The organism is Cellulosimicrobium funkei, assembly GCF_001019615.1.
Lineage (GTDB): Bacteria > Actinomycetota > Actinomycetes > Actinomycetales > Cellulomonadaceae > Cellulosimicrobium > Cellulosimicrobium cellulans_E.
In genome coordinates, this window is the sequence record NZ_JNBQ01000002.1 from 343,438 (window position 1) to 365,529 (window position 22,092).

Here is a 22,092-nt window from a genome sequence, read left to right on the forward strand (position 1 = left end):
GTGCACCGTCAGGCTGCCTGCGCGGCGAGCCAGTCCTCCAGGCGCGTCCCGAAGATCTGCGCACCGTCCACGGCCACGAGCGTGCGGTCCTCGATCAGCGCCCCGAAGTACGGCGCGTCGTCCGCCGTGACGACCTCGCGCCCGTCGCCCTGCGCCGCGAGCGTCCGGCGCACGAGGTCGCCGATCGCGAGGACCTCCGGGCCGGCGATCTCGACGTCGCCCACGGGCTCCCCGGCGGCGATCCGCGCGACGGCGGTCGCGACGTCCTCGGCGGCGATCGGCTGGATCGACGCCGACGACACCCGCACGGTGTCCCCGTGCGCGGCCGTGCCGATGATCGCGGGGGTGAACTCGAAGAACTGGGTCGCGTGGACGAGCGAGTACGGCACTCCCGACTCGCGGACGACGCGCTCCTGCTCGGCCTTGCCGTGGAAGTAGCCGATGCCCTGCGGGCGGTCGGTGCCCACGATGGTGAGCGCGACGTGGTGGCGGACGCCCGCCGCCTTCTCCGCCGCGACGAGGTTCGCGGTCGACGTGGCGAAGTACTCCCGGACCTCGTCGGGGACGTACGACGGCGCCTGGGTGGTGTCGACGACGACGTCGGCGCCGGCCAGCGCCTCCGTCAGCCCTGCGCCGGTGTACGCGTCGACGCCCGTGCGGCGTGATGCGGCGACGGCGTCGTGCCCGTGCGCGGTGAGCTTCTCGACGACGCGCGAGCCGACGTGCCCGGTGCCGCCGACGACGATGATGCGAGCCATGTGGTGCCTCCCTGAGATCGGTGGATGCGGGTGCATCCTCCTCAGGTCGACCGGGAGTCGCGCCGGGCTGTGACGGCCGGGCGCGACGCGCCACCGGCGGGCGGCGCGGGCTCAGGCCCCGACGGCGGGCTCCGCCTCGTCCTCGGTGTGGCTCGCGAGGCGGGCTGCGGCCTCGCCGATGTGCTCGGCCATGACGCGCTGCGCCGCCTCCGGGTCGCCGCCCGCGATGGCGTCGACGATGAGCTCGTGGGTGCGGGCGTGCGCGACGCGCGCCTCGGGCTCGAGCGCGGCGTTCGCGGCGCGCAGGAAGCCGGTGATGCGGCTGCGGAGCTGCGCGTTGAGCGTCATGAGCATGCGGTGGTCGGCCATCTCCCAGAGCTGCTCGTGGAAGCGCCGGTCGAGCTCGAAGACGCGCGCGTTGCTGCCCTTCTCCGCCGCCTGGACCATCTGCTGCACGGTCTTGCGCAGCCTCGCCTCCTTGGCGGGGTCCCACGCGTCCTGGACCCGCACGACGGCGAACTGCTCGAGCAGCGTGCGCAGGCTCGAGATCTCCTCGAGGTCGCGGCTCGTGAGGGCGGCGACCCGCGCGCCGCGGTGCGGGAGACGCTCGACGAGGCCCTCCTGCGTGAGCCGCGTGAGCGCCTCGCGGACGGGGATGTGGCTCGTGCCGAGGCGCTCGGCGAGCTTGCGCTCGACGAGCCGCTCGCCCGGCGCGAGGTCGCCGCTGAAGATCGCCTCGCGCAGCTCGACCGTCACCCGGTCGGCGACGTTCTGGTCCGGCACGCTCTTGAGCGCCATGGCTTCTCCGTGGTGTCGTGGGGGCGGCGGGCTCGGATCGTCGTCGGTCGGACGCCCCGAAGGATAGCGGCCACGGCGCCGTCCCTGGTCGGACGTGTCGACCGAGCAACATGCTATAGCATCGGCACTCCCGAGCCCAGAGGAGGTGCGATGGTCGCCCTGCACACGCGGGCCCCCGTCCCCGCGTTCGTCGGCCTGGCGGGCGTCGCCGTCCGCGACGTGACACCCGCCCCGGGCATCCGGGCGCGCAACTGGGGCCCGGCGGACTGGGACGTCTCCGAGGGCGCGCACCGCGCCATGACGCTCACGGCGGTCGCGCTCGCCGAGGAGCGCACCCCGGCCGACGGCGCCTCCGACCCGCTCGTCCTCGTGACGGTCGACGGCACGTGGTGGCGCCGGGTCGACGACGAGGCGACGCTGCGCACGACCGTCCTCGACGCGACCGGCCTGCCCGTCGAGCGCCTGCTCGTCTCGCTCTCCCACACGCACGCCGGGCCCGTCCTGTGCTCGGGCGACGCCGACCTCCCGGGCGGCGACCGCGGCGTCGCGTACCTGCGCGACCTCGCGCGCGCCGCGGCCGACGCCGCCGTGGAGGCGATCGCGTCGCTCCGACCCGCGACCCTCGAGTGGACGACCGGGCGCTGCGGCCTCGCGTCCAACCGCGAGGCGCTGCTCGACGGCTGCGCCGGCGGGGACGCGGGGACCGTCGCGGGAAGCGCCCCGCGCCCGCTTGTCGGCTTCAACCCCGACGCCGGCACCCCACGCTCGCCCGGCGCCGACCTCGCGGACGACACGGTCGTCGTCGGGCGCCTCACGACGCGCCCCGCCCTCGGCGCCCCGGACACCCGGCCCGACGGCGTCGCGCCCGAGGGCGACCCCGTCACCCTCGCCACGATCGTCAACTACGCGTGCCACCCGACGACGCTCGCCTGGCAGAACCGGCTCGTCTCGCCCGACTACGTGGGCGCCATGCGCGACCTCGTCGAGCGCGAGACGGCCGCCCCCGTCGCGTTCCTCCAGGGCGCGTCGGGCGAGCTCGCCCCGCGCGAGCAGTACACGGGCGACACCGCCGTGGCCGACCGGCACGGCACGTCGCTCGGCCACGCCGTGCTCGCGGCGCTCGCCGAGCTCCCGCCGCCGGGCACGGAGCTCGAGCTGACCCACGTCGTCGAGTCCGGCGCGCCGCTCGCCGTGTGGGAGCCCGCGCCGTCGGCCGCGCTCCCCGGCATCGGCGTCGGCACCGGCACCGACGCCCGTCCCGACGCCCGCACGCTCGCCGCCGTGGAGGAGCCCGTCACGCTCGACCTGCGCGACCTCCCGACGTGGGACGAGCTCGAGGCCGAGTGGGCGAGCATCGACCCCCGCTCTCGCGAAGAGCGCCTGCGCCGCGCCCGCAACCTGCGCGACGGCTACGTCACCGGCCCCACCGTCCAGCACCCCACGTGGGTGTGGCGCGTGGGCGAGGCGCTGCTCGTCGCGCACCCCGGCGAGGCGTACTCGCGCCTCCAGCGCACGGTGCGCGCCCACGCCGGGGCGCGGCCCGTCGTCGTCGCGAACCTCACCAACGGCCCTGGCTTCGTCTACCTGCCCACGCGCGAGGCGTACGACGTCGGCGCCTACCAGGCCTGGCAGTCGCCGCTCGCGCCGGGCTCGCTCGAACGCCTGGAGCGGCACGCGTGCGCCGTCGTCGACGACGTGCTCGCCGCCACCGCGGCCTGGCCCCCCGGCGCGGTCGCACCACCGCACGCCGCACCCGCGACCCCGATCCGTCCCGTCCCCGAGGAGGACCAGTGACCACCCCCGCCCCCGACGCCCCGCGCGTCCCGCTCGCCGTCGTCACCGGGGGAGCGGCCGGCATCGGCCGCGCCGTCGCCGAGCGCCTCGCGGCCGACGGGTTCCGCGTCGTGTGCGCGGACGTCGTGCAGCACGACCTCCCCGCGCTCGACCTCGGCGCCGTCCCCGACGCGCCCGGGCTCGTGTGGGCCCCGCTCGACGTCACGGACCACGCCGCCGTGCGCGCCGCGTTCGACGACCTCGCCGACGCGTTCGGCGGGATCGACGCGCTCGTCAACAACGCGGGCATCCAGCGCCACCGCGCGCTCGAGGACCTCACCTGGGACGAGTGGTCGGCCGTCGTGGACGTCAACCTGCACGGTGTCTTCGCGTGCCTCCAGGCCGCGGGTCGACACATGCTCGCGGCGGGTCGTGGTGCCGTCGTCAACATCTCGTCCGTCTCGGCCCGCGGCTCCGCGGGACGGGCGCCCTACTCCACCACCAAGGCCGCCGTCATCGGGCTCACCGCGACCGCGGGCGCCGAGTGGGCCGCGCGCGGCGTGCGGGTCAACGCCGTCGCCCCCGGGTACATCGACACGGGCGTGTTCCGCCAGGGCGTCGCGCAGGGCACGCTCTCGGAGGAGACGATCCTCGCGCGCATCCCCGCGCGCCGGCTGGCCCAGCCGGAGGAGATCGGCAACGCGGTGAGCTGGCTCGTGTCCGACCAGGCCGCGTACATGGTCGGCCAGACCGTCTACGTCGACGGCGGGTTCCTCGTCGACTACGGCGTGCCGCTCGCGAAGAAGCCGGAGTGAGCGTGGGGCCCGCCGCGCGCGTCGTCGCCGTCCGGACCGCGACGACGGTCGTCCCGCTGCCGCAGCCGCTGCGCCTGGGCGCGATGACCGTCGAGCGGCGCGAGTACGTCGGCGTGCGCGTCATCGCCGACACGGACGACGGCCGCACGGTCGCCGGGGAGTCGTACGCGCTCACGCGCGAGGCACCCATGGCCGAGCTTGTCGACCGGCTCGTCGCCCCGCACGTGGTGGGTCGGGAGGTCGTCGCGTCCGACGGCATCGCCGCGCGCGAGAGCGTCGGCGCCGCCTGGGACGCGGCCCTGCGCGGGTCTGCGATCGTCGGCCGCGTCGGCCTCGTGCGGCGCGCGATCGGCCTGGTCGACGTCGCGCTGTGGGATCTCGCGGGCCGGCTCGCCGGGCGTCCCGTCTGGTCCCTGCTCGACGACGGCGCGGACCTCGCCGGGTCCGCAGAGCCCGGTGTCGGCGACGACACGGACGTTCCGTCACGTGCCGTGGCCGGGAGTCCCCGCGACGTCTCATCCGGGGCGGCCGTCGCTGTGCCACGCCCCGCGATCATCGTCGCCGCGTACCCGACGCCGGGCCGCACCGCGCGCGACGTCGCGGACGAGGTGCTCGCGCACGCGCGCGCCGGGTGGCCGCTGCTGAAGATCTCGCGCTCGCCCGACCGTGCGCTCATGCGCGACCTGCTCGCGATCCTGCGCGCCGAGCTGCCCGACGTCACGGGCCGGCCGACCGTCGCGGGGCGCAGCGGCGTCGTCGTCGACGTGGGCTTCGGCTGGCGCGACGCGGACGAGGCGCTCGCGGACCTCGACGCGTGGGGTGTCACGGGCGCGGCGGGACAGCCCGGCGACGCCGAGCCCGCGCTCGCGTGGCTCGAGGACCCGCTGCTCCCCGAGGACGCGGTCGGCGCCGCGCGCGTGCGCGACGCGTCCGGGCTCCCGCTCTCCGTCGGTGACGAGGTGACCGACCCCGAGGTCTTCGCGCACCTGGCGATGCTGGGCGCGCTCGACGTGCCGCGCGTCGACGTCGTCGCGATCGGCGGCATCACGGTCGCCGACCCGCTCGTGCGCGCGTGGGCCGCGCGCGGCATGGTGGTCTCCAGCCACGTGTACCCGGAGGTGAGCGTGCACCTCGGCGGCGCGGCGGGCATCGGCGTCGAGACGTTCGACCGCACACCCGCGGGCAACCCGTACGACCCCGCGCCGCTGCTCGTGCGCGGCGGCCCGGTGTTCGACGGCGGCCACGCCACCCCGCCCGACGCGCCCGGCCTGGGCTTCACGCTCGACCCCGACCGCTTCGACCTGGAGGCACCCTCGTGACCGGACCCGCAGCCGGACCCGCGAACAAGCACCGCAGCGTCGTCGTCACCGGCAGCGGCAAGGGCATCGGCCGCGCCGTGGCGGCGCGCCTCACCGCCGACGGGTGGACCGTCGTCGGGCTGGAGCGCACCCCGGGCTCAAGGACGGTCGAGGAGGGGGTGTGCGCCGCCGTCGTGCTGGGGGACTCCCGTGACCGCGAGACCCACCGCGAGGCGGCGCGGGCCGCGCGCGACCTCGCACCGCTCGCCGGATGGGTCAACAACGCGGGCATCACCGTCCGCACGCCGCTGCACGCGCTCGCCGACCCGGAGCGGGCAGCACGGGTCGAGCAGGACGCGCGCGACGTCGTCGAGATCAACGGTCTCGGCTACCTGTGGGGCTGCGCCGCTGCCGTCGAGGCGTTCACCGACCAGGTGAGCGGCGGGTCGATCGTCAACACCGGCTCGATCCACGGCCGCGCGGCGTTCGCCGACCACGCCGCCTACGAGCTGACCAAGGGCGGCATCGACGCGCTCGCGCGGTCCGTCGCCGTGACGTACGGGCGGTACGGCATCCGCGCCAACACCGTCGCGCCGGGCGGGGTGCGCACCCCGCACCTCGACGCGCAGATCGCCCGCGCCGCCGACCCGGCCGCCGAGGAGCGCGCGCTCGCGGAGGGACCGCCGCTCGGGCGCATCGCCGAGTCCGCGGAGATCGCCGCGCTCGTCGCGTTCCTGCTCTCCGACGAGGCGGGCTACGTCTCCGGCCAGTCGATCGCCGCCGACGGCGCCTGGACCGCGTCGTTCGGCAACCCGCCCCACGACCCCGACCTCGACGCGCGCTACGGCCTCGCCTGACCTGCGGCCAGGACGCCGCGCCGGCGGAGGTGCTCGTCCTTCGCGCGGCGCGGGGTCCGGTCGGGTGCGGCGAAGGAGACGCCGATCTCGCGTGCACGGCGGAGCCCCGCGTCGCGGTTCGGCGCGTTGTGCTCGCCCTCGACGTCGTAGACGAGGTGGCTCTCCACGTCGTCCAGCCCGCAGTAGGCGAACGTCCCGACGTCGATCTGCGTGCGCATGGCGTCGTCGTACCCGTACTTCTCGTAGGTCCGCCGGGTGGACCCGCCCACGCCGAGCACGGCGGTCGGGACGGCGCGCAGGAGCGAGCTCAGCGGCTCCCGGCCGCGGTCTTGGACCCCGCTCCCGTACTGGTAGGCCCAGCCGCCCGTGAAGACGCGCTCGATCCAGCCCTTCATGAGGGCGGGCATCCCCCACCAGTACACGGGGAAGACGAACGCGAGCCGGTCCGCCGCCTCGACGCGCGCGTGCATCTCGGCGATCTCCGGCGGCACCGGGCCGCCCCAGAAGTGGGCGTGGTCCTCCGGCGTGAAGCGAGGGTCGAACTCCTCCCGGTGCAGGTCGAGGACGTCGACGTCGTGCCCGGCGGCGCGGAACGGCTCGTGGAACGCCTCCATGACGGCAGCCGGGTAGGAGTCGGCGACCGGGTGGGCGAAGACGGTCAGGAGTCGTGAGGTCATGGGTTCATCCACCTCTCTCTCGGGGGGTGCGGGCGGTGCGCCCGTCGCCACGCCGGTCAGCCGGCGAGGCGCACGAGCGCCGTCGCGGCGGCGCGCGCCGCGACGAGCGCGTCGCCACCGCGGTAGGACGCGGCCGAGACGGCGCCTTCGAAGAGCACGAGGACCTGCTCGGCGAGCAGCTCGTCCTCCCGGTCGAGGTCGTCGACGACGGCCCGCCGGACGAGGGCGACGAGCCGGTCGCGGTAGTCCGCGACGGCCGTGACGACACCGGGGACGTCCCCGCCGGTCTCGGCCAGCGCCCGCAGGAACAGGCAGCCACGGGCGCCCTCCGAGACCGTCCACGCCGCGAGGGTCGAGAACAGCGCGTCCACGCCTCGGACGTCGAACGCCGCGAAGAACCTCTCGGCACGGGCGCTCAGGACCGCCGCGACGAGACCGTCCTTGCTGCCCAGGTGCTTGTACAGCGTCCGGGAGGAGACGCCTGCCTCCTGCGTGAGTTGGTCCATCCCCGTCGCGGCGAAGCCGCGCCGGTCGAAGACCCGCTCGGAGCTCAGGACGATGCTCGCCCGCGTCGTGCTCATCGCTCCAACGTACAACGATCGTTTTACCTCCGCGACCCGTCGCGGAGTGACGCGCGACGCGCGACCCGAGCGGGAGGGCGGCGAGGCGCGGGAGCGTCGTGATCGCTCGTCATCGGACGGACGGGTCGACGGCGCCGCGTGCTGGTGACGGGTGTCGGTAGTCCCGCGGGAGAGGCTCCCACGGGCCCCACCCGTCGTCGTCGCATCGGCAGCGGAACCACCGCTCGTCGTCGGCGGCGAGCTCGCCGGGGACCCTGGGAGGCGGATCCGTCGGCGTCCAGCGACCCTGGATCTGCTTCTTGTGGAACCCGGCCTCACGGATGCGTCGTCGCGCATGGTCAGCGTCCGCCGCGCGACACAGGTACAGGCCGGTCCAGGAGTCGGCCCCGGCGTCGAGCACGGAGACGCCGTACACCCCGGCGCCCTCCGGGCGGTGACGCGACCTGATCTCGACGCGTGTCGGTCGCGGCCTGGTCATGACCAGGAGTCTGCCAGGGGCGCGACGTCAGCCCTTGACCATGCTCGCGCGGGTGATGAGGCCGTCGCGGACCTCGAACGTCGCGATGGTCTCGCCGGTGCCGTTCGAGGCCGTGACGAGCTCGCGCGCGACGAGCCAGCGGTCGCCGAACGTCACGGACGCGTCGATGACGCAGTGCAGCGCGGTGTCCTCGAACCGGCTCGCGTAGAACGCGCGAAGGGCGTCGCGACCGACGATCGGCTCGGGGGTCACGCCGCTCACGACGGCGTCGGGTGCGTAGGTCGCGCAGAAGCCGTCGAGGTCGCGGACGTTGAACGCGTCGACCTGGGCGGTGACGACGGCGGACGGGGACGTGCTCATGGGTGCCTCCTCGGGCAGGGGTGGGCGAGTGTCGCGGCGGACCGGTGGACCGGCGGTCAGTCGATCCGGACGCCGCCGTTGACGTCGTACGTCGCGCCCGTGACGAACCCGGCGCGCGGGGAGGCGAGCGACGCGACGACCCACGCGACGTCGTCGGGCGTGCCGAAGTCCCCGAGGGGGATGGACGCGGTGAGCCCGGCGCGGGCGTCGGGGGCCAGCTGGTCGGTGATCGCGCTCGTCACGGGGCCGGGGGTCACGGCGTTCACGCGGATGCCTTCGCTCGCGAGGATGCGCGCGAAGGAGCGCGTGATCGCGAGGATCGCGGCCTTGCTCGCGGCGTAGTGCACGCCGGTCTTGAGCGCGCCCTGCTCGCCCGCGATGGAGGAGAGGTTGACGATCGCGCGGTCGCGCGCGGCCCGCTCGTCGGGCGTGACCGTGGCGCCGGCGGGCGACGGACGGCCCGCGCGCAGCAGCGGGAGCGCGGCGCGCGACAGCACGAACGTGCCGCGCGCGTTGGTCTCCATGACGAGGTCCCACTCGTCGAGCTCGATGTCGTCGAGCGCGCGGTAGGGGCACACGCCGCCGTTGTTGACGAGCACGTCGAGGCGTCCCCAGTCGTCGGTGACCTCGGCGACGAGCGCCTCGACGGACGCGGTGTCGCGCAGGTCGAGGCGCGAGACGCGCGTCGCGGCGCCCTCCTCCTCGCACCGGGCGGCGGTGGCGCGCGCGCCGGCCTCGCCGCCGGTGTACGTGAGCCAGACGTCGTGCCCGTCGCGCGCGAGCTGGAGGGCGGTGGAGGCGCCGATGCCGGAGCTGGCGCCGGTGACGAGGGCGAGGCGGCGGCGGGCGCCGTCCGGGGCAAGGGTCATGAGGCCACGCTATAGCATCTGACCGGCCCGAGGGTTGGTCGAGGGTGCTATTTGCTATAGCATCCATCGCATGACAGCCGACACCGTCGTCATCACCGACTGCGACCTGCCCGGGACCGCGTGCGAGGACACCCTGACCGCCGCCGGGCTCCGGGCCGTGCGCGCCGCCGCACGCACCGAGGACGAGGTGATCGCCGCCGTCGAGGAGGCCGCCGAGAGCGGGTCCGCGCCCTCCGCGCTCGTCGTGCAGTGGGCTCCGATCACGGCACGCGTGCTCGACGCCGTCGCCGGGCCGGGCGGGGTGCGCATGGTTTCGCGCATGGGCATCGGCTACGACATGGTCGACGTCGCGGCCGCCACCGAGCGCGGCGTCGCCGTCGCCAACACCCCGACCTACTGCATCGAGGAGGTCGCGAGCCACACGGTCGCGATGATCCTCACGCTCGACCGCGGCCTCGTCGCCTACGACCGCGCGCTGCGCGCCGGCACGTGGGCCCCGACCGCGCAGCACGCCGCGCGCCTGTCCAGCACCGTCGTCGCCGTCATCGGGTACGGGCGGATCGGCTCCGAGGTGGCGCGCTCCGCCCGGGCGCTCGGCTACCGCGTGCTCGTGCACGACCCGTTCGTCGACGCGGCGGCCGTCGCCGCCGACGGGCACGAGGCCGTGGGGATCGACGAGGCCGTCGCGCGCGCCGACGTCATCACGCTGCACGCGCCGCTCACCGCCTCGACGCGCCACCTGCTCGACGCCCGCACGCTCGCCGCCGCGAAGCCGGGCGTGCGGGTCGTCAACACGTGCCGCGGGCCGCTCATCGACGAGGACGCGCTCGCCGACGCCCTCGCGTCCGGCCACGTGGGCTCGGCCGCGCTCGACGTCTACGCGACCGAGCCGCTGCCCGCCGACTCGCGCCTGCGCACCCTGGACAACGTGCTGCTCACCCCGCACGCCGCGTGGTTCTCGCCCGAGGCCATGCAGGACCTCCCCGTGCACACCGCCCGCAACGCCGTCGACTTCCTCGCGGCCCGTCCCGTGCCGTCGATCGTCAACCCGGACCACGCGCGCGCCCTCGCCTGAGAACGCGCACACTGTCTCGCGCCGCTCCGTGCCGCGGGGCGACCGCTCGCCCTCCCAGACCTAGGAGACCCACCCGTGCAGCTCGTCCGACTCGGCCCCCTCGGCCAGGAGCGTCCCGCCGTCCGCGAGGACGGGGTCGTGTACTCCCTCCACCCGCTCACCGCCGAGATCGACGGCGCGTTCCTCGCGGCCGACGGCGTCGGCCGGGTCCGCGCGGCGCTCGCCGCGGGCGCGCTGCCCGTGCTCGACGGCGCGGACGACCTGCGCGTCGGCGCACCGGTCGCGCGGCCCACGGCCGTGGTGTGCGTCGGGATGAACTACGCGGAGCACGCCGCCGAGTCCGGCTCGACGCCGCCCGACGTCCCGATCGTCTTCTGGAAGCACTCGAACACCGTCGTCGGACCGTACGACGACGTCCTCGTGCCGCCCGGCGCGACGACCGTCGACTGGGAGGTCGAGCTCGGCATCGTGATCGGTCGCCGGGCGCGCTACCTGTCGTCGCCCGAGGAGGCGCTCGACCACGTCGCGGGCTACGTGCTGTCGCACGACGTCTCCGAGCGCGACTACCAGATGAAGGTCTCCGGCGGCCAGTGGTCCAAGGGCAAGAGCTGCGAGACGTTCAACCCGCTCGGCCCGTGGCTCGTCCCGGCCGACGAGGTGGACGTCCAGAACCTCAGGCTCAGGTCCTGGGTCAACGGCGAGGCCCGTCAGGACTCGACGACGGCCGACATGATCTTCGACGTCGCGTACCTCGTGCACCACCTGTCGCAGTACATGGTGCTCGAGCCCGGCGACCTCATCAACACCGGCACCCCGCAGGGCGTCGCCCTGTCCGGGCGCTTCCCGTACCTGCGCGACGGCGACGTCGTCACCCTGGAGATCGACGGCCTGGGCCGCGCCGAGCAGCGCGTGCGCGACGCCGTCCGCTGAGGACCCGCAGCCCCGGTCAGCCCGCGAACGGGAGAACCGGGAGCCCCCGGACGCCCGGGTCCGCGACGAACAGCGACCCCGACGCGGCCTCGTCCGCGTCGGGGTCGTCCAGCCCCTGGCGCGACGTCGTGACGAACAGCCGGTCGAGGTCGTCGCCGCCGAACGTGCACGCGCTCACCTGCGACACCGGGAGCGGGACGACGGCGTCGAGCGTGCCGTCGGGGGAGTACCGCCGGACGGCCCCGCCGCCCCACAGCGCCACCCAGACGCCGCCCTCGGCGTCGACCGTGAGGCCGTCGGGCATGCCGTCGTCGGGGTCGATCTCCACGAAGGAGCGGCGCCGCACGAGCCCGCGCGGGTCCTCCGCGGCCGGGACGACGTCGAGCACGTCGATGCGCCGCGTCGCCGAGTCGACGTAGTACGCCCGCGACCCGTCGGGCGAGAACCCGAGCCCGTTCGACACCTCGACGCCGTCGAGCACGACGCGCGACGACCCGTCGGCCTCCACCCGGTACAGCGCGCTCGGCCGCTCGCCCTCGGCCTGGCCGCCCACGTAGAACGCGCCGTCGGGCGCCGCCGCCCCCTCGTTGAGGCGGACCGTCGGGTCGTCGACGAGCGACGCGAGCGTGCGGACCGGGGCGTCGTCGCCGTCCGCCACCGCGACCGACCGCGCGAGCCCGACGACGAACCCGCCCCCGGTCCGTGGCCGCACCACGGCCGCGTGGTCGCCCACGTGGAGGCGGTCGACGCCGCCGTCGGGCCGGAGCGTCAGGAGGTCGCCCGCGAGCATGTCCACGTACCGGAGGCCGCCCCAGCCAGGCCACCACACCGGGCCCTCCGCGTGGTAGGCGACGGGACCGGTGACGTTGTCGACGGAGATCTCAGGCACGGGTCCATCCTCCCCGACGGACTCGCTCGACGAACGCCGGGGGCTCAGGACCGCCCGAGCTCGACGGGCTCGGTGACCACGTCGACCAGCGCCTCGCCGCGGACCACGGTGATCTCGAGGCGGCGCCCGATCGCCTCGTCGAGCATGAGCCGTTGGAGCGACTGCGCCTCGACCGTGTCGGCGCCGCCCGCGCGGATCATCAGGTCGCCCACGCGCAGCCCGGCGGTGTCGGCGGGGCTGCCCGGTACCACGTGGACCACGCGAAGCGCACGGTCGTGCCCGGTGCGTGCGGCCAGGCCGGGCGCGACGGCGACCGGCAGGCTCGCGACGCCCAGGTACGCGCGCCGCACGCGCCCGTCGCGGACGAGCGCGTCGACGATGCGCCGGCTCGTCGCGTTCATGGGGACCGCCAGCCCGAGCCCGACGCCCGCGACCGCCGTGCTGATCCCGACGACGCGCGCGTCGGCGGTCGCGAGCGCGCCGCCCGAGCTCCCCGGGTTGAGGGCGGCGTCGGTCTGGATCACGTCCTCGACGATGCGCGCCGCCGTCCCGTCCCGCGTCGGCAGCGAGCGCCCGAGCGCGCTCACGACGCCGGCCGTCACCGTCCCGGAGAGCCCCAGCGGGCTCCCGATCGCGACGACGAGCTGACCGACGACGAGCCCGTCGGCGTCGCCCAGCGCCACCGGGTCCGGGGTCTCGCCGCGGGCGCGCACGACCGCCAGGTCGGAGAGCGCGTCGGTGCCGACGACGTCGAAGGGGCGGGTCGTGCCGTCGGAGAACGCCGCGGTGCCGCCCGTCGCGGGGCCGACCACGTGGGCGTTCGTCAGCAGCAGGCCGTCGGCCGTGAGCACGACCGCCGAGCCGCCGGCCTCGCGCGCCCCGTGCCGCAGCCGCAGCGCCGCGACGGCCGGCATGACGCGGGCCGCGACGCCCGAGACGGTCCGCGAGTAGTTGTCGAGAGGTCCCATGTCGGGTCAACGCCGGGGGCGGCGGCGACCGTCCGGCGTTCACCGTCGGCGGACGAGGCGCCGCTCGGTCGGGCGTAGAGTGAGCCGCATGATCACGCAGAGCTGGTGGTGGCTGCCCCCGCAGCCGTGACCTGTCCTGCCCACGTCCCGAGCTGCGCGCCGCAGCCGGGACGTCGTCATGTCCGGGCCTCTCCGGTCCGCGACCGGGCGTGGTGCGTGGCTCCCCACCGAAGGAGAGCGCCATGACCACGACCCTCGACCCGACCGAGACGACCCGTCCGACCGCTGCCACGCCGTCCGGCCCCTCGTCCGCACCGCCGTCCTCGACCGCGTCCGTCGCCGCCGCGCGGGAGCGGTCCGCGCAGATCGAGGCGCGCCTCGCGGCCGACCCGTCCGGGTTCCGCGTCCTCACCGGCGACCGCCCGACCGGCGCGCTGCACCTGGGCCACTACCTCGGCACCCTCGCGAACCGGGTCCGGCTGCAGGACGACGGCGTGGAGGTCGTGCTCGTCGTCGCCGACTACCAGGTCATCACCGACCGCGACGACGCCGGCGACCTGCGCGGCACCGTCCGCGAGGTCGTCCTCGACTACCTGGCCGCCGGGATCGACCCCGCCCGGACGACGATCTTCGCCCACTCCGCCGTCCCCGCTCTCAACCAGCTCCTGCTCCCGTTCCTCAGCCTCGTCACGACGGCCGAGATCGAGCGCAACCCGACGGTCAAGGCCGAGGCCGCCGCAGCGGCGGTCCGGCAGGGGCGGCCCATGAGCGGCCTGCTGTTCACCTACCCCGTGCACCAGGCCGCCGACATCCTGTTCTGCCACGGCAACCTCGTGCCCGGCGGGCAGGACCAGCTCCCGCACGTGGAGATCACGCGCACGATCGCGCGGCGCTTCAACCAGCGCTACGCCGCCGCGCAGCCGTACTTCCCCGAGCCCGACGTCCTGCTCGCGCCCGCCCCGACCGTCCTCGGCACCGACGGCCGCAAGATGAGCAAGTCCGCGGGCAACGCGCTCGAGCTGCGCGACGACGAGGACGCCACCGCGCGCTTCGTGCGGCGCCACCGCACCGACTCCGAGCGCCACGTCACCTACGAGCCCGAGCGTCGGCCGGAGGTCGCGAACCTCCTCACGCTCGGCGCGTTCGCCGCGGGGACGACGCCGGAGGCGCTCGCGGACGAGGTGGGCGCGGCGGGCGCGGGCCGGCTCAAGCACGTGGTGACCGAGGCGCTCGTCGAGCACCTGCGGCCCCTGCGCGCCCGGCGGCGGGTGCTCGCCGCCGGCGACGGCCCCGACCCTCTCGACGTGCTCCGGGAGGGCAACGCGCGCGCGAACGCCGTCGCCGACCGCACCCTCGCCGACGTCCACGACCTCATGGGCACGTCGTACTGACGCACGAGCTCGCGGGTCGGACCCGGTGATCAGCTCCGGGTCGAGCGCTGCCCTCCCGTGCGCAGCGCTCGACCCGCGGTGTCTCGGTCGGGGCGGCGACACCGCCGCCGTCAGACGTCCAAGCCGGCCCGGTCGACCTTGCGGTGGAAGCGCATGCCCGCGATACCGCCGAGGACGGCGCCGACGAGGCTCACCACCGCGGCCGCGACGAGGGCGATGACGCCGCCGGTCGTGAGGTCGCTCGCGCTCACCGGGATCTGGGGGAACGTGTTGAGCTGCGACAGCACGTTGTACTGGCTGCCCGCCACGAGGCCCAGGAGGGCGAGCACGATCGCGATGACCACGGCCCACAGCCACACCGCGAGGCCCTGCTTCGCGCCGTCGAAGCGCGCCATGCGGCCCGCGACGTACCCGCCGCAGTAGTAGGCGACGAAGAGGACGACCACCAGCACGATGCCGCCGACGATGCCGATCGTCTCGGCGTTCTCGGCCGCCTGGTCGACGGCCTCCTGGGCGTCGGTGGTGCCGGAGAGGCCGAACGCCGCCCCTGCAGCGGCGGCCAGAGCGGTGAGGATGACGGCGGTCCCGGTGGCGGTGAGCCAGCCGAAGAAGGCGGAGCCGAGCTTGATGCCGCCGTACTCCTCCTTCTCGCGTGCCACGACGGACTCGCGGTCGCGTGCCACGGGTCCGGACGCGGCGCGCTCGTCGCCGGCACGGTCCGCTCCGACGCGGTCGTCCCGCCGGTCGGGGTCGCGCGGGTCGTTCTGGGGCGGGGTGGCCCCGTAGCTGGTGCTCATGGCCGGTGCTCCTCTCGGGATGCGTCTCCTGTGGATGCGTCTCCTGTGGATGCGTCTCCCGTGGCGCTCGCCTCACGAGGCTCCGGCGCCGGAGGGACCGCGTCGGCCGGGACGGCCTCGGCGATGTACTCGGTGACGACGTACCGACGCAGGCGGTACGTGTCGCCCGGGGCGGCCCCGGAGCGGGACGGGGGCCGCCGGGTGCGGCGGCTGCGTCGTCCGTGGGGGGACCGGCGGCGTGCCTGCCGACCACACCCTCGTCGTCCGCTGCGCCGTCGCTCGCGACACCCTCGCTCGCGGCGCCTTCCCGTCGGGAGCTCTCGTCGTGGGAGGGGTCGGCGTCGGCGGAGGTCGAGCGCCTTCCGTAGTAGCGGTAGAGCTCCGCCTCCTCGTCGAGCGAGAGGTGTCCCTCGGAGTCGTCGACCCGAGGAGCGCCCTTGACGGTGTCCTTGGTGTACGGGACGCGGATCTCGTCGCCCTGGACGTCCGCGTCCGCGAGGGGCACGAAGGACTCGGCGGTGCCGAACAGGCCGGTCTTGACCGTCACCCACTCGGGCTCGCCGCTGTGGTCGTCGAGGAAGACCTGGCCGACCTTGCCGACCTTCTCACCGGCCTGCGAGACGACGGTGCCGCCGGCGAGCAGCCTCTCGATCTGGTCCGTGCTGATCATGATGGGTCCTCGGACGGTGCTGCACCGAGGCCCGTCTGCTGGAGCCGACACCTCCATCGTGCGAGCGCGCACGGGCGCACGCACGTGGGCGGCATGCGTCCCGCGCCGCGTCGCCCGAGCGCGGCGACGCGGCGCGGTTGCGGCCGGCGGGTCAGGCGCCGAGCCGGTCCCGCAGTCGGGCGAGCTGCGCCCAGAGCTCGTCGGGGACGCGGTTGCCGAACGTGTCGAAGAACTCCGCGGTCAGCTCGGCCTCGGCGAGCCACTGCTCGGGCGAGACGTCGAACAGGGCGTCGAGGTCGCCGTCGTCCATGTGGAGGCCGCCGAGCTCGAGCGCACCGGGCGCAGGGAGCAGGCCGACGGGGCTCTTGACCGCGCCGCAGTCGGTACGCACGCCGCGCGAGCGGTCGACCTGCGCCGCGATCCACGCGAGCACGCGCGAGTTCTCGCCGAACCCGGGCCACAGGAAGCGGCCGTCGGCGTCCTTGCGGAACCAGTTGACCTGGAAGATCTTCGGTCGCTTGTCGGGGTCGAGCGACGCCCCGACGCGCAGCCAGTGCGCCCAGTGGTCGGCCATGTTGTAGCCGCAGAACGGCAGCATCGCGAAGGGGTCGCGGCGCAGGGCACCGACGGTGCCCTCAGCGGCCGCGGTCTGCTCGGAGCTGATGGTCGCGCCCATGAACACGCCGTGCTCCCAGCCGTACGCCTGCGCGACGAGCGGCACGTTGGTCGCGCGGCGCCCGCCGAAGACGATCGCGTCGACCGGGACGCCGTCGGGGTCCTCCCACGAGTCGGCGATCGTGGGGCACTGCGCGGCGGACACGGTGAACCGGGAGTTCGGGTGCGCGGCGGGACGGCCGGAGTCGGGCGTCCAGTCCTCACCGGTCCAGTCGATCAGGTGCGCGGGCGGCTCGGGCGTCAGGCCCTCCCACCACACGTCGCCGTCGTCGGTCAGCGCGACGTTGGTGAAGATCGTGTCGCGCGCGAAGGTCTCGACCGCGGCGGGGTTCGTCTCGACGCCGGTCCCCGGCGCGACGCCGAAGAACCCGGCCTCGGGGTTGATCGCGCGCAGGCGGCCGTCGGGGCCGGGGCGCAGCCAGGCGATGTCGTCGCCGATCGTCTCGACCGTCCAGCCCGGGATCGTCGGGCGCAGCATCGCGAGGTTCGTCTTGCCGCACGCCGAGGGGAACGCGGCGGCGAGGTGGTAGGCGCGGCCCTCGGGCGACGTCGCGCGGATGAGCAGCATGTGCTCGGCGAGCCAGCCCTCGTCGCGTGCCATGGCCGACGCGATGCGCAGCGCGAAGCACTTCTTGCCGAGCAGCGCGTTGCCGCCGTACCCGGAGCCGTACGACCAGATCTCGCGCGTCTCGGGGAACTGGACGATGTACTTGGTGTCGTTGCACGGCCACGGGACGTCGTCCGCGACCGCGCCGGTGTCGTCGACGAGCGGGGCGCCGACCGAGTGCACGGCCGGGACGAACGGGGCGCCGGCGTCGATGAGGTCCATGACCTCCCGGCCGACGCGCGTCATGATCCCCATGCTCACCACGACGTACGGCGAGTCGGTGACCTCGATGCCGACCTGCGAGATCGGCCCCCCCACCGGGCCCATCGAGAACGGGACGACGTACATGGTCCGGCCGCGCATGGAGCCCTCGAAGACGTCACGCAGCTCGGCGCGCATGGCCTCGGGCTCGCGCCAGTTGTTCGTCGGGCCGGCGTCGACCTCGGCGCGCGAGCAGATGAACGTCCGCGACTCGACGCGCGCGACGTCGCTCGGGTCGGACCGCGCGAGGTAGCTGCCCGGGCGCAGCTCGGGGTCGAGGGGGAGCAGGGTCCCGGCGTCGACGAGGAGGTCGGTGAGCCGCTGCTTCTCCGCCGCGGAGCCGTCGCACCACACGATCGCGTCCGGCTCGGTGAGGTTCGCGATCTCCCGGACCCACGCGCGGGCGTCGCGCGGGCGCGGGTCGCCGCTCCCGAGCGCGGAGGCCGAGCCGGACGTCGCGCGCAGCCCGACGAGGTCGGTCTCGACGTCGTCGAGCAGGGCGGCGGACCGCGTACGGCGCGGGTGGTCGGTGCGGGCGGCTGTGCTCATCGGGGGCGCTCCCAAGGGTCGGCGGTGGCCTCGTGCTCCTTCCACCCTCGCGCCGCGGAGAGCGAGATTTCCAACTAGAACGCTGTGAAGAATCGCCGATATTGACATATCGTCAAGCCATGGCCACATCACCGCCCACGGAGCACCCGAGCGGACCGCCCGGTGGTCGCGCCCGAGAGGCGACGCCGCCCGGGCCGCAGGCGGACCTCATCACGCTCGGCCGCCGCCTGCGCCACTTCCGCACGGCGCGCGGCCTCACGCTCGACGCGCTCGGCGAGGCGGTCGGCACCGCCCCGAGCCTGCTGTCGATGATCGAGAACGGGCGCCGCGAGCCGCGGCTGTCGCTCCTCCAGCACCTCGCCCAGGCCCTCGACGTGCCGCTGACCGACCTGCTCACGGACGAGCCGCCGTCGCGCCGGGCCGCCCTGGAGATCGCGCTCGACCGCGCGCAGCGGGGGCCGCTGTTCGCCGGGCTGGGCCTGCCCGCCGTGAAGGCGAGCCAGAAGCTCCCGCTCCCCGTCCTGGAGAACCTCGTCGGCCTGCACGCCGAGCTCCAGCGCCGCGCGACGGAGGCCGTCGCGACGCCCGAGGAGGCGCGCCGCGCGAACACGGAGCTGCGCCTCGAACGGCAGGCCCGGGACAACTACTACCCGGAGATCGAGGAGCTCGCGGAGGACATGGCGCGCAAGGCCGGGTACACGGTCGGGGCGCTCACCCACCGCACCGTGGCGCGCATGGCCGAGCAGCTCGGCTTCACCATCTGGCACGTCGACGACCTGCCGCACTCGACCCGCACCGTCACGGACCTCGCGAACGGGCGCATCTACCTGCCCCCCGCGTCCATCCCCGGCGGGCACGGGCTGCGCTCGCTCGCGCTCCAGGCCATCGCGCACCGCGTCCTCGGGCACGAGCGCCCGCGCTCGTACGCGGAGTTCCTGAGGCAGCGCGTCGAGATCACCTACTTCGCGGCGTGCTGCCTCATCCCGCAGTCCGCCGCGGTCGAGTTCCTCGAGCGGCGCAAGCGCGAGAAGGACCTCGCGGTCGAGGACCTCCGCGACGCGTTCGGCGTGACGCACGAGGCCGCGGCGCAGCGCTTCACCAACCTCGCGACCGTGCACCTCGGCATCCCGCTGCACTTCCTGCGCGTCGGCGACGACGGCGCCCTGTTCCGCGGCTACGAGAACGACGGGCTGCCCCTGCCCGCCGACGTCACGGGCGCGATCGAGGGCCAGATGGTCTGCCGCAAGTGGGCGGTCCGGGAGGCGTTCACGCGTCGCGACCGCGCGCAGGAGTCCTACCAGTACACCGACACCCCCGCCGGGACGTTCTGGTGCTCGACCCAGACCGGCACCACGACGACCGGCCAGTTCTCGATCGCCGTCGGCGTGCCGTTCGCGTCGGCCAAGTGGTTCCGCGGCCGCGACACGACCGTGCGGCGCCAGTCGTCGTGCCCGGACGAGTCGTGCTGCCGCCGCCCCGCGGCCGACGCGGCGGCGCGCTGGGAGGACGCGTCGTGGCCGAGCGCGCGCATGCACCAGCACGTGCTCTCCGCGCTCCCGTCCGGCGCGTTCCCGGGCGTCGACGCCACGGAGGTCTACGCGTTCCTCGCCAAGCACGCCCCGTCACCGGCCCCCCGCTGAGTGCATGAAATCGTCGCGTCCGCGGGCCGCAGACGCGACTATTTCATGCACTCAGCGGGTGGGGAGGGGGCCGCCGCGGGCGGCGAGGCGGTCGCGCAGGCGGGAGAAGACGTCGCCCGTGCGCAGGCCGTCGTGCTCGAACTCGTTCGTCACCCACGTCCGGACGTTGCCCACGTGCGCGGCGGTCTCGAGCGACAGGCCCGCGTCGACGAACATGTCGTCGAAGTACACCGCCGCCTCGACCGGCACCTCGTTGCGGGCGAGCACGTCGAGGTCGTAGAGGTCCGGCCAGCCCTCGCGGGCGGCGAGCGCCTCCGCCGCCGCGCGGAAGGGGCGCAGCGCGGCGACCTCGTCGAACATCCAGGGGTAGATCATCTCGCCGGTGAGCAGCAGCGGCCGGGCCGCCGGGTCGAACGCGGGGTCCTCGGCGCGCACGGCCTCGGCCGCCCAGGCCGTGGGTCCGGTGCCGGACTGCGCGTAGATCGACTCGTGCAGCACGGCGTAGAGCGGGTTGGTGCGGAACGACGTCGCCGCGGCGACCTCGGCGAGGAACGTGTCGGTGAGCTCGTCGGGCGCGTCGGCGTCGAACGCCTCGTCGACGACCCAGTGGATGCGCTCCGGGCCGGGCTGCATGCCGAGGTCCATGCCGAGCGTCTGGAGCCGGCGCACCGTGAGCGCGTCGCCGTCGGGCAGCCGCACGTCGCCGGCGGCCAGGCGGTCCGCGACGCGCCCGAGCCGGGCCGCGTCGTCGGGGTAGCGCTCGCGGTAGGCGGCGTTCTTCGCGACGACGCGCGGCTGGGTGCGGCGGTAGACCTCGCGCGCGTCCGCCGTCAGCCCCGGCAGGCCGCCCGTCACGAAGCACGCGTCGAGGGCCTCGGGAGCGCGGGACAGGTACGTCATGGTGAGGAACCCGCCGTACGACTGCCCGAGCGAGGACCAGCGCCGACCGCCGTAGACCGTGCGCCGCACGTGCTCGGCGTCGGCGACGATCGAGTCGGCGCGGAAGTGCGCCAGGTGGTCGGCCTGGGCGGCGCCCGTCCCGCGCCCGGCGAGCGCCGCGCCCCGCACCGCCGACGAACGGCCGGTGCCGCGCTGGTCGAGCAGCACGACGCGGTGGGTGTCGAGCGCCGTGCCGAGCCAGCCGTCGGGACCGGTGGGACGCGGCCCTTTGCCGCCCGGACCGCCCTGGAGGAAGACGAGCAGCGGCAGGTCGTCCCGACGTCGCAGGGGGTCGACGAGCTCGCGCACGAACAGCGTCAGGCGCCGGGGGTCGCCGTCGTCGCCCCAGACGAGCGGCACCACGAGCTCGCGGTCGGTGACGTGGATGCCGGGGACGGTGTAGCTGGTCTCGCGCAGGAGGCTCACGCGCCCACCCTAGCCAGCGGCGTCGCGCACGGTGACGACGACCTTCCCGAGGGCGCGTCCCTCACCGTGCAGCGTGAGCGCGGCGGGCACGTCCGCGAAGGGGAGCGTGCGGTCCACGTGGATCTCGACGTCGCCGGCGGCGCACAGGTCGGCGAGCGGCGCGAAGTGGCGCGGGCCCTGCCGCACGACGAGGACGCCGAGCCGTGCACCGGTCAGCGCTCCCAGCACTGGCCCGACGGTGAGCATGCGGAGCAGCGTCCGCAGCGTGCCCCCGACCATCAGGCACCGACCACGGCGGGCGAGCGCGCGCCGATAGGCGAACACGGACCGGTACGCGACGAGGTCGACCACCAGGTCGTACGGGCCGGTGCGCGTGAAGTCGGTCCGCCGGTAGTCGATCACCTCGTGCGCGCCGAGCCGCTCGAGGAAGTCGAGCTTGCCGGCGTTGTCCACCGCGGTGACGTGCAGGCCCCGCGCGACCGCGAGCTGGACCATGAGGCTCCCGGACCCGCCGCCCGCGCCGTTGATCAGCACGCGAGCCCCCGGCGCCGCCGCCGCGAGGGCTTGCACGGCGATGGCGCCCGCCTGCGGGATCGCGGACGCCTGGGCGAAGGTCAGCCCGGGCGGCTTGTGCGCCACCGCCTTCTCCGGCATCACCACGTACTCCGCGAACCCGCCGCGGCGCGGGAGGTTGTCGCCGTAGACCTCGTCACCCGGACGGAAGCGCGTGACGCCGTCCCCGACCGCCACGACGCGACCGGCGACGTCGGACCCGAGGACCCGGGTGCGCGGTGCGCGGAGCCCGTCGAGGCGGGCGTAGCCCGGGCTGCCGCGGAGCGCCTCCCAGTCCGACAGGTTCACGGACGTCGCGACCACCTCGACGAGGACCTCGCCCTTCTCCGGTGCAGGCGTCGGCACGTCACGGAGCCGCAGCTCGTCGACGCCGCCGTACCGCTCGTAGACCCACGCGCGCACCCGACCACCGTAGGGACTCCCGCGGGCGGGAGCGAC

Annotated in this window: 20 protein-coding genes and 1 pseudogene; 8 read left to right on the forward strand and 13 right to left on the reverse strand. The window is 75.1% G+C overall.

What is annotated here, in order from left to right; translation table 11 throughout:
- Nucleotides 1–8: 8 nt before the first annotated feature.
- The gene (locus FB00_RS03960; RefSeq protein ID WP_047231505.1) at nt 9–758 is read right to left on the reverse strand and encodes an SDR family oxidoreductase; all 750 of its coding nucleotides are present in this window, start codon (nt 756–758) and stop codon (nt 9–11) included.
- Nucleotides 759–869: 111 nt separating this feature from the next.
- On the reverse strand, nt 870–1,556 hold the full coding sequence (locus FB00_RS03965; protein ID WP_047231506.1) for a GntR family transcriptional regulator: 687 nt from the start codon (nt 1,554–1,556) through the stop codon (nt 870–872).
- 150 nt (nt 1,557–1,706) lie between these two features.
- On the opposite strand from FB00_RS03965, the gene FB00_RS03970 reads away from it, so the two are divergent.
- The 4 genes from FB00_RS03970 to FB00_RS03985 are packed head-to-tail and all read left to right on the forward strand — an operon-like array spanning nt 1,707 to nt 6,299.
- Nucleotides 1,707–3,350 (forward strand): hypothetical protein, encoded by a 1,644-nt coding sequence (locus FB00_RS03970; protein ID WP_052877414.1) that lies wholly within the window; start codon nt 1,707–1,709, stop codon nt 3,348–3,350.
- Entirely contained in the window at nt 3,347–4,144 is a 798-nt protein-coding gene (locus FB00_RS03975) for an SDR family NAD(P)-dependent oxidoreductase (RefSeq protein ID WP_047231507.1), read from the forward strand. Before FB00_RS03970 ends, FB00_RS03975 begins: the two co-directional genes overlap by 4 nt.
- Nucleotides 4,141–5,463 (forward strand): enolase C-terminal domain-like protein, encoded by a 1,323-nt coding sequence (locus FB00_RS03980; RefSeq protein ID WP_231581703.1) that lies wholly within the window; start codon nt 4,141–4,143, stop codon nt 5,461–5,463. Before FB00_RS03975 ends, FB00_RS03980 begins: the two co-directional genes overlap by 4 nt.
- Nucleotides 5,460–6,299, forward strand: coding sequence for an SDR family NAD(P)-dependent oxidoreductase (locus FB00_RS03985; protein ID WP_047231508.1), 840 nt, complete (start codon nt 5,460–5,462; stop codon nt 6,297–6,299). The genes FB00_RS03980 and FB00_RS03985 overlap by 4 nt, the downstream gene beginning before the upstream one ends.
- Here the strand turns inward: FB00_RS03985 and FB00_RS03990 are convergent.
- The 4 genes from FB00_RS03990 to FB00_RS04010 form a co-directional block, all read right to left on the reverse strand.
- On the reverse strand, nt 6,284–6,976 hold the full coding sequence (locus FB00_RS03990) for an NAD(P)H-dependent oxidoreductase (RefSeq protein WP_052877415.1): 693 nt from the start codon (nt 6,974–6,976) through the stop codon (nt 6,284–6,286). The genes FB00_RS03985 and FB00_RS03990 overlap by 16 nt on opposite strands.
- A gap of 56 nt (nt 6,977–7,032) precedes the next feature.
- Nucleotides 7,033–7,557: a TetR/AcrR family transcriptional regulator gene (locus FB00_RS03995; protein ID WP_047231509.1), complete on the reverse strand. Its 525-nt coding sequence runs from the start codon at nt 7,555–7,557 to the stop codon at nt 7,033–7,035.
- Between the two features lie 505 nt (nt 7,558–8,062).
- Nucleotides 8,063–8,395, reverse strand: coding sequence for a nuclear transport factor 2 family protein (locus tag FB00_RS04005; RefSeq protein WP_047231511.1), 333 nt, complete (start codon nt 8,393–8,395; stop codon nt 8,063–8,065).
- A gap of 56 nt (nt 8,396–8,451) precedes the next feature.
- Nucleotides 8,452–9,264, reverse strand: a complete 813-nt coding sequence (locus FB00_RS04010; RefSeq protein ID WP_047231512.1) for an SDR family NAD(P)-dependent oxidoreductase — start codon at nt 9,262–9,264, stop codon at nt 8,452–8,454.
- A gap of 70 nt (nt 9,265–9,334) precedes the next feature.
- Between FB00_RS04010 and FB00_RS04015 the strand changes: the two genes are divergently transcribed.
- Together FB00_RS04015 and FB00_RS04020 are read left to right on the forward strand one after the other, a co-directional pair.
- The gene (locus FB00_RS04015; protein WP_047231513.1) at nt 9,335–10,339 is read left to right on the forward strand and encodes a C-terminal binding protein; all 1,005 of its coding nucleotides are present in this window, start codon (nt 9,335–9,337) and stop codon (nt 10,337–10,339) included.
- 75 nt (nt 10,340–10,414) lie between these two features.
- Nucleotides 10,415–11,269: a fumarylacetoacetate hydrolase family protein gene (locus tag FB00_RS04020; RefSeq protein ID WP_047231514.1), complete on the forward strand. Its 855-nt coding sequence runs from the start codon at nt 10,415–10,417 to the stop codon at nt 11,267–11,269.
- A gap of 16 nt (nt 11,270–11,285) precedes the next feature.
- Here the strand turns inward: FB00_RS04020 and FB00_RS04025 are convergent, their stop codons facing one another.
- Nucleotides 11,286–12,158 carry an SMP-30/gluconolactonase/LRE family protein gene (locus FB00_RS04025; RefSeq protein ID WP_331386736.1) on the reverse strand — a complete coding sequence of 291 codons (873 nt, stop codon included), beginning with the start codon at nt 12,156–12,158 and terminating at the stop codon, nt 11,286–11,288.
- Nucleotides 12,159–12,202: 44 nt separating this feature from the next.
- The gene (locus FB00_RS04030; protein WP_047231515.1) at nt 12,203–13,126 is read right to left on the reverse strand and encodes a S1C family serine protease; all 924 of its coding nucleotides are present in this window, start codon (nt 13,124–13,126) and stop codon (nt 12,203–12,205) included.
- A 242-nt stretch (nt 13,127–13,368) separates the two neighbouring features.
- Here FB00_RS04030 and trpS point away from each other — a divergent pair, with 242 nt between their 5' ends.
- Nucleotides 13,369–14,517, forward strand: a complete 1,149-nt coding sequence (gene trpS, locus FB00_RS04035) for a tryptophan--tRNA ligase (protein WP_047231516.1) — start codon at nt 13,369–13,371, stop codon at nt 14,515–14,517.
- A 110-nt stretch (nt 14,518–14,627) separates the two neighbouring features.
- On the opposite strand, the gene FB00_RS04040 is transcribed toward trpS, so the two are convergent.
- The 3 genes and pseudogenes from FB00_RS04040 to FB00_RS04045 form a co-directional block, all read right to left on the reverse strand.
- Nucleotides 14,628–15,314: a hypothetical protein gene (locus FB00_RS04040; protein ID WP_047231517.1), complete on the reverse strand. Its 687-nt coding sequence runs from the start codon at nt 15,312–15,314 to the stop codon at nt 14,628–14,630.
- A 454-nt stretch (nt 15,315–15,768) separates the two neighbouring features.
- A pseudogene (locus FB00_RS22620) lies at nt 15,769–16,041 on the reverse strand (PRC-barrel domain-containing protein); the annotation flags it as partial.
- Between the two features lie 94 nt (nt 16,042–16,135).
- Nucleotides 16,136–18,076: a phosphoenolpyruvate carboxykinase (GTP) gene (locus FB00_RS04045; RefSeq protein WP_047231518.1), complete on the reverse strand. Its 1,941-nt coding sequence runs from the start codon at nt 18,074–18,076 to the stop codon at nt 16,136–16,138.
- A 119-nt stretch (nt 18,077–18,195) separates the two neighbouring features.
- Between FB00_RS04045 and FB00_RS04050 the strand changes: the two genes are divergently transcribed.
- On the forward strand, nt 18,196–19,716 hold the full coding sequence (locus FB00_RS04050; RefSeq protein ID WP_047231519.1) for an XRE family transcriptional regulator: 1,521 nt from the start codon (nt 18,196–18,198) through the stop codon (nt 19,714–19,716).
- A 51-nt stretch (nt 19,717–19,767) separates the two neighbouring features.
- On the opposite strand, the gene FB00_RS04055 is transcribed toward FB00_RS04050, so the two are convergent.
- Both FB00_RS04055 and FB00_RS04060 read right to left on the reverse strand, forming a co-directional pair.
- A complete protein-coding gene (locus tag FB00_RS04055) occupies nt 19,768–21,072 on the reverse strand; it encodes an alpha/beta fold hydrolase (RefSeq protein WP_047231676.1) in 1,305 nt (434 codons plus the stop codon).
- Between the two features lie 18 nt (nt 21,073–21,090).
- A complete protein-coding gene (locus tag FB00_RS04060) occupies nt 21,091–22,056 on the reverse strand; it encodes an NAD(P)-dependent alcohol dehydrogenase (RefSeq protein ID WP_047231520.1) in 966 nt (321 codons plus the stop codon).
- Nucleotides 22,057–22,092 lie beyond the last annotated feature (36 nt).

Bases quoted from the DNA above. Each gene is read 5' to 3' on its own strand.
- FB00_RS03960 (WP_047231505.1), bottom strand. From the start codon at position 758: ATGGCTCGCATCATCGTCGTCGGCGGCACCGGGCACGTCGGCTCGCGC.
- FB00_RS03965 (WP_047231506.1), bottom strand. From the start codon at position 1,556: ATGGCGCTCAAGAGCGTGCCGGACCAGAACGTCGCCGACCGGGTGACG.
- FB00_RS03970 (WP_052877414.1), top strand. From the start codon at position 1,707: ATGGTCGCCCTGCACACGCGGGCCCCCGTCCCCGCGTTCGTCGGCCTG.
- FB00_RS03990 (WP_052877415.1), bottom strand. From the start codon at position 6,976: ATGACCTCACGACTCCTGACCGTCTTCGCCCACCCGGTCGCCGACTCC.
- FB00_RS03995 (WP_047231509.1), bottom strand. From the start codon at position 7,557: ATGAGCACGACGCGGGCGAGCATCGTCCTGAGCTCCGAGCGGGTCTTC.
- FB00_RS04005 (WP_047231511.1), bottom strand. From the start codon at position 8,395: ATGAGCACGTCCCCGTCCGCCGTCGTCACCGCCCAGGTCGACGCGTTC.
- FB00_RS04010 (WP_047231512.1), bottom strand. From the start codon at position 9,264: ATGACCCTTGCCCCGGACGGCGCCCGCCGCCGCCTCGCCCTCGTCACC.
- FB00_RS04015 (WP_047231513.1), top strand. From the start codon at position 9,335: ATGACAGCCGACACCGTCGTCATCACCGACTGCGACCTGCCCGGGACC.
- FB00_RS04030 (WP_047231515.1), bottom strand. From the start codon at position 13,126: ATGGGACCTCTCGACAACTACTCGCGGACCGTCTCGGGCGTCGCGGCC.
- trpS (WP_047231516.1), top strand. From the start codon at position 13,369: ATGACCACGACCCTCGACCCGACCGAGACGACCCGTCCGACCGCTGCC.
- FB00_RS04040 (WP_047231517.1), bottom strand. From the start codon at position 15,314: ATGAGCACCAGCTACGGGGCCACCCCGCCCCAGAACGACCCGCGCGAC.
- FB00_RS04045 (WP_047231518.1), bottom strand. From the start codon at position 18,076: ATGAGCACAGCCGCCCGCACCGACCACCCGCGCCGTACGCGGTCCGCC.
- FB00_RS04050 (WP_047231519.1), top strand. From the start codon at position 18,196: ATGGCCACATCACCGCCCACGGAGCACCCGAGCGGACCGCCCGGTGGT.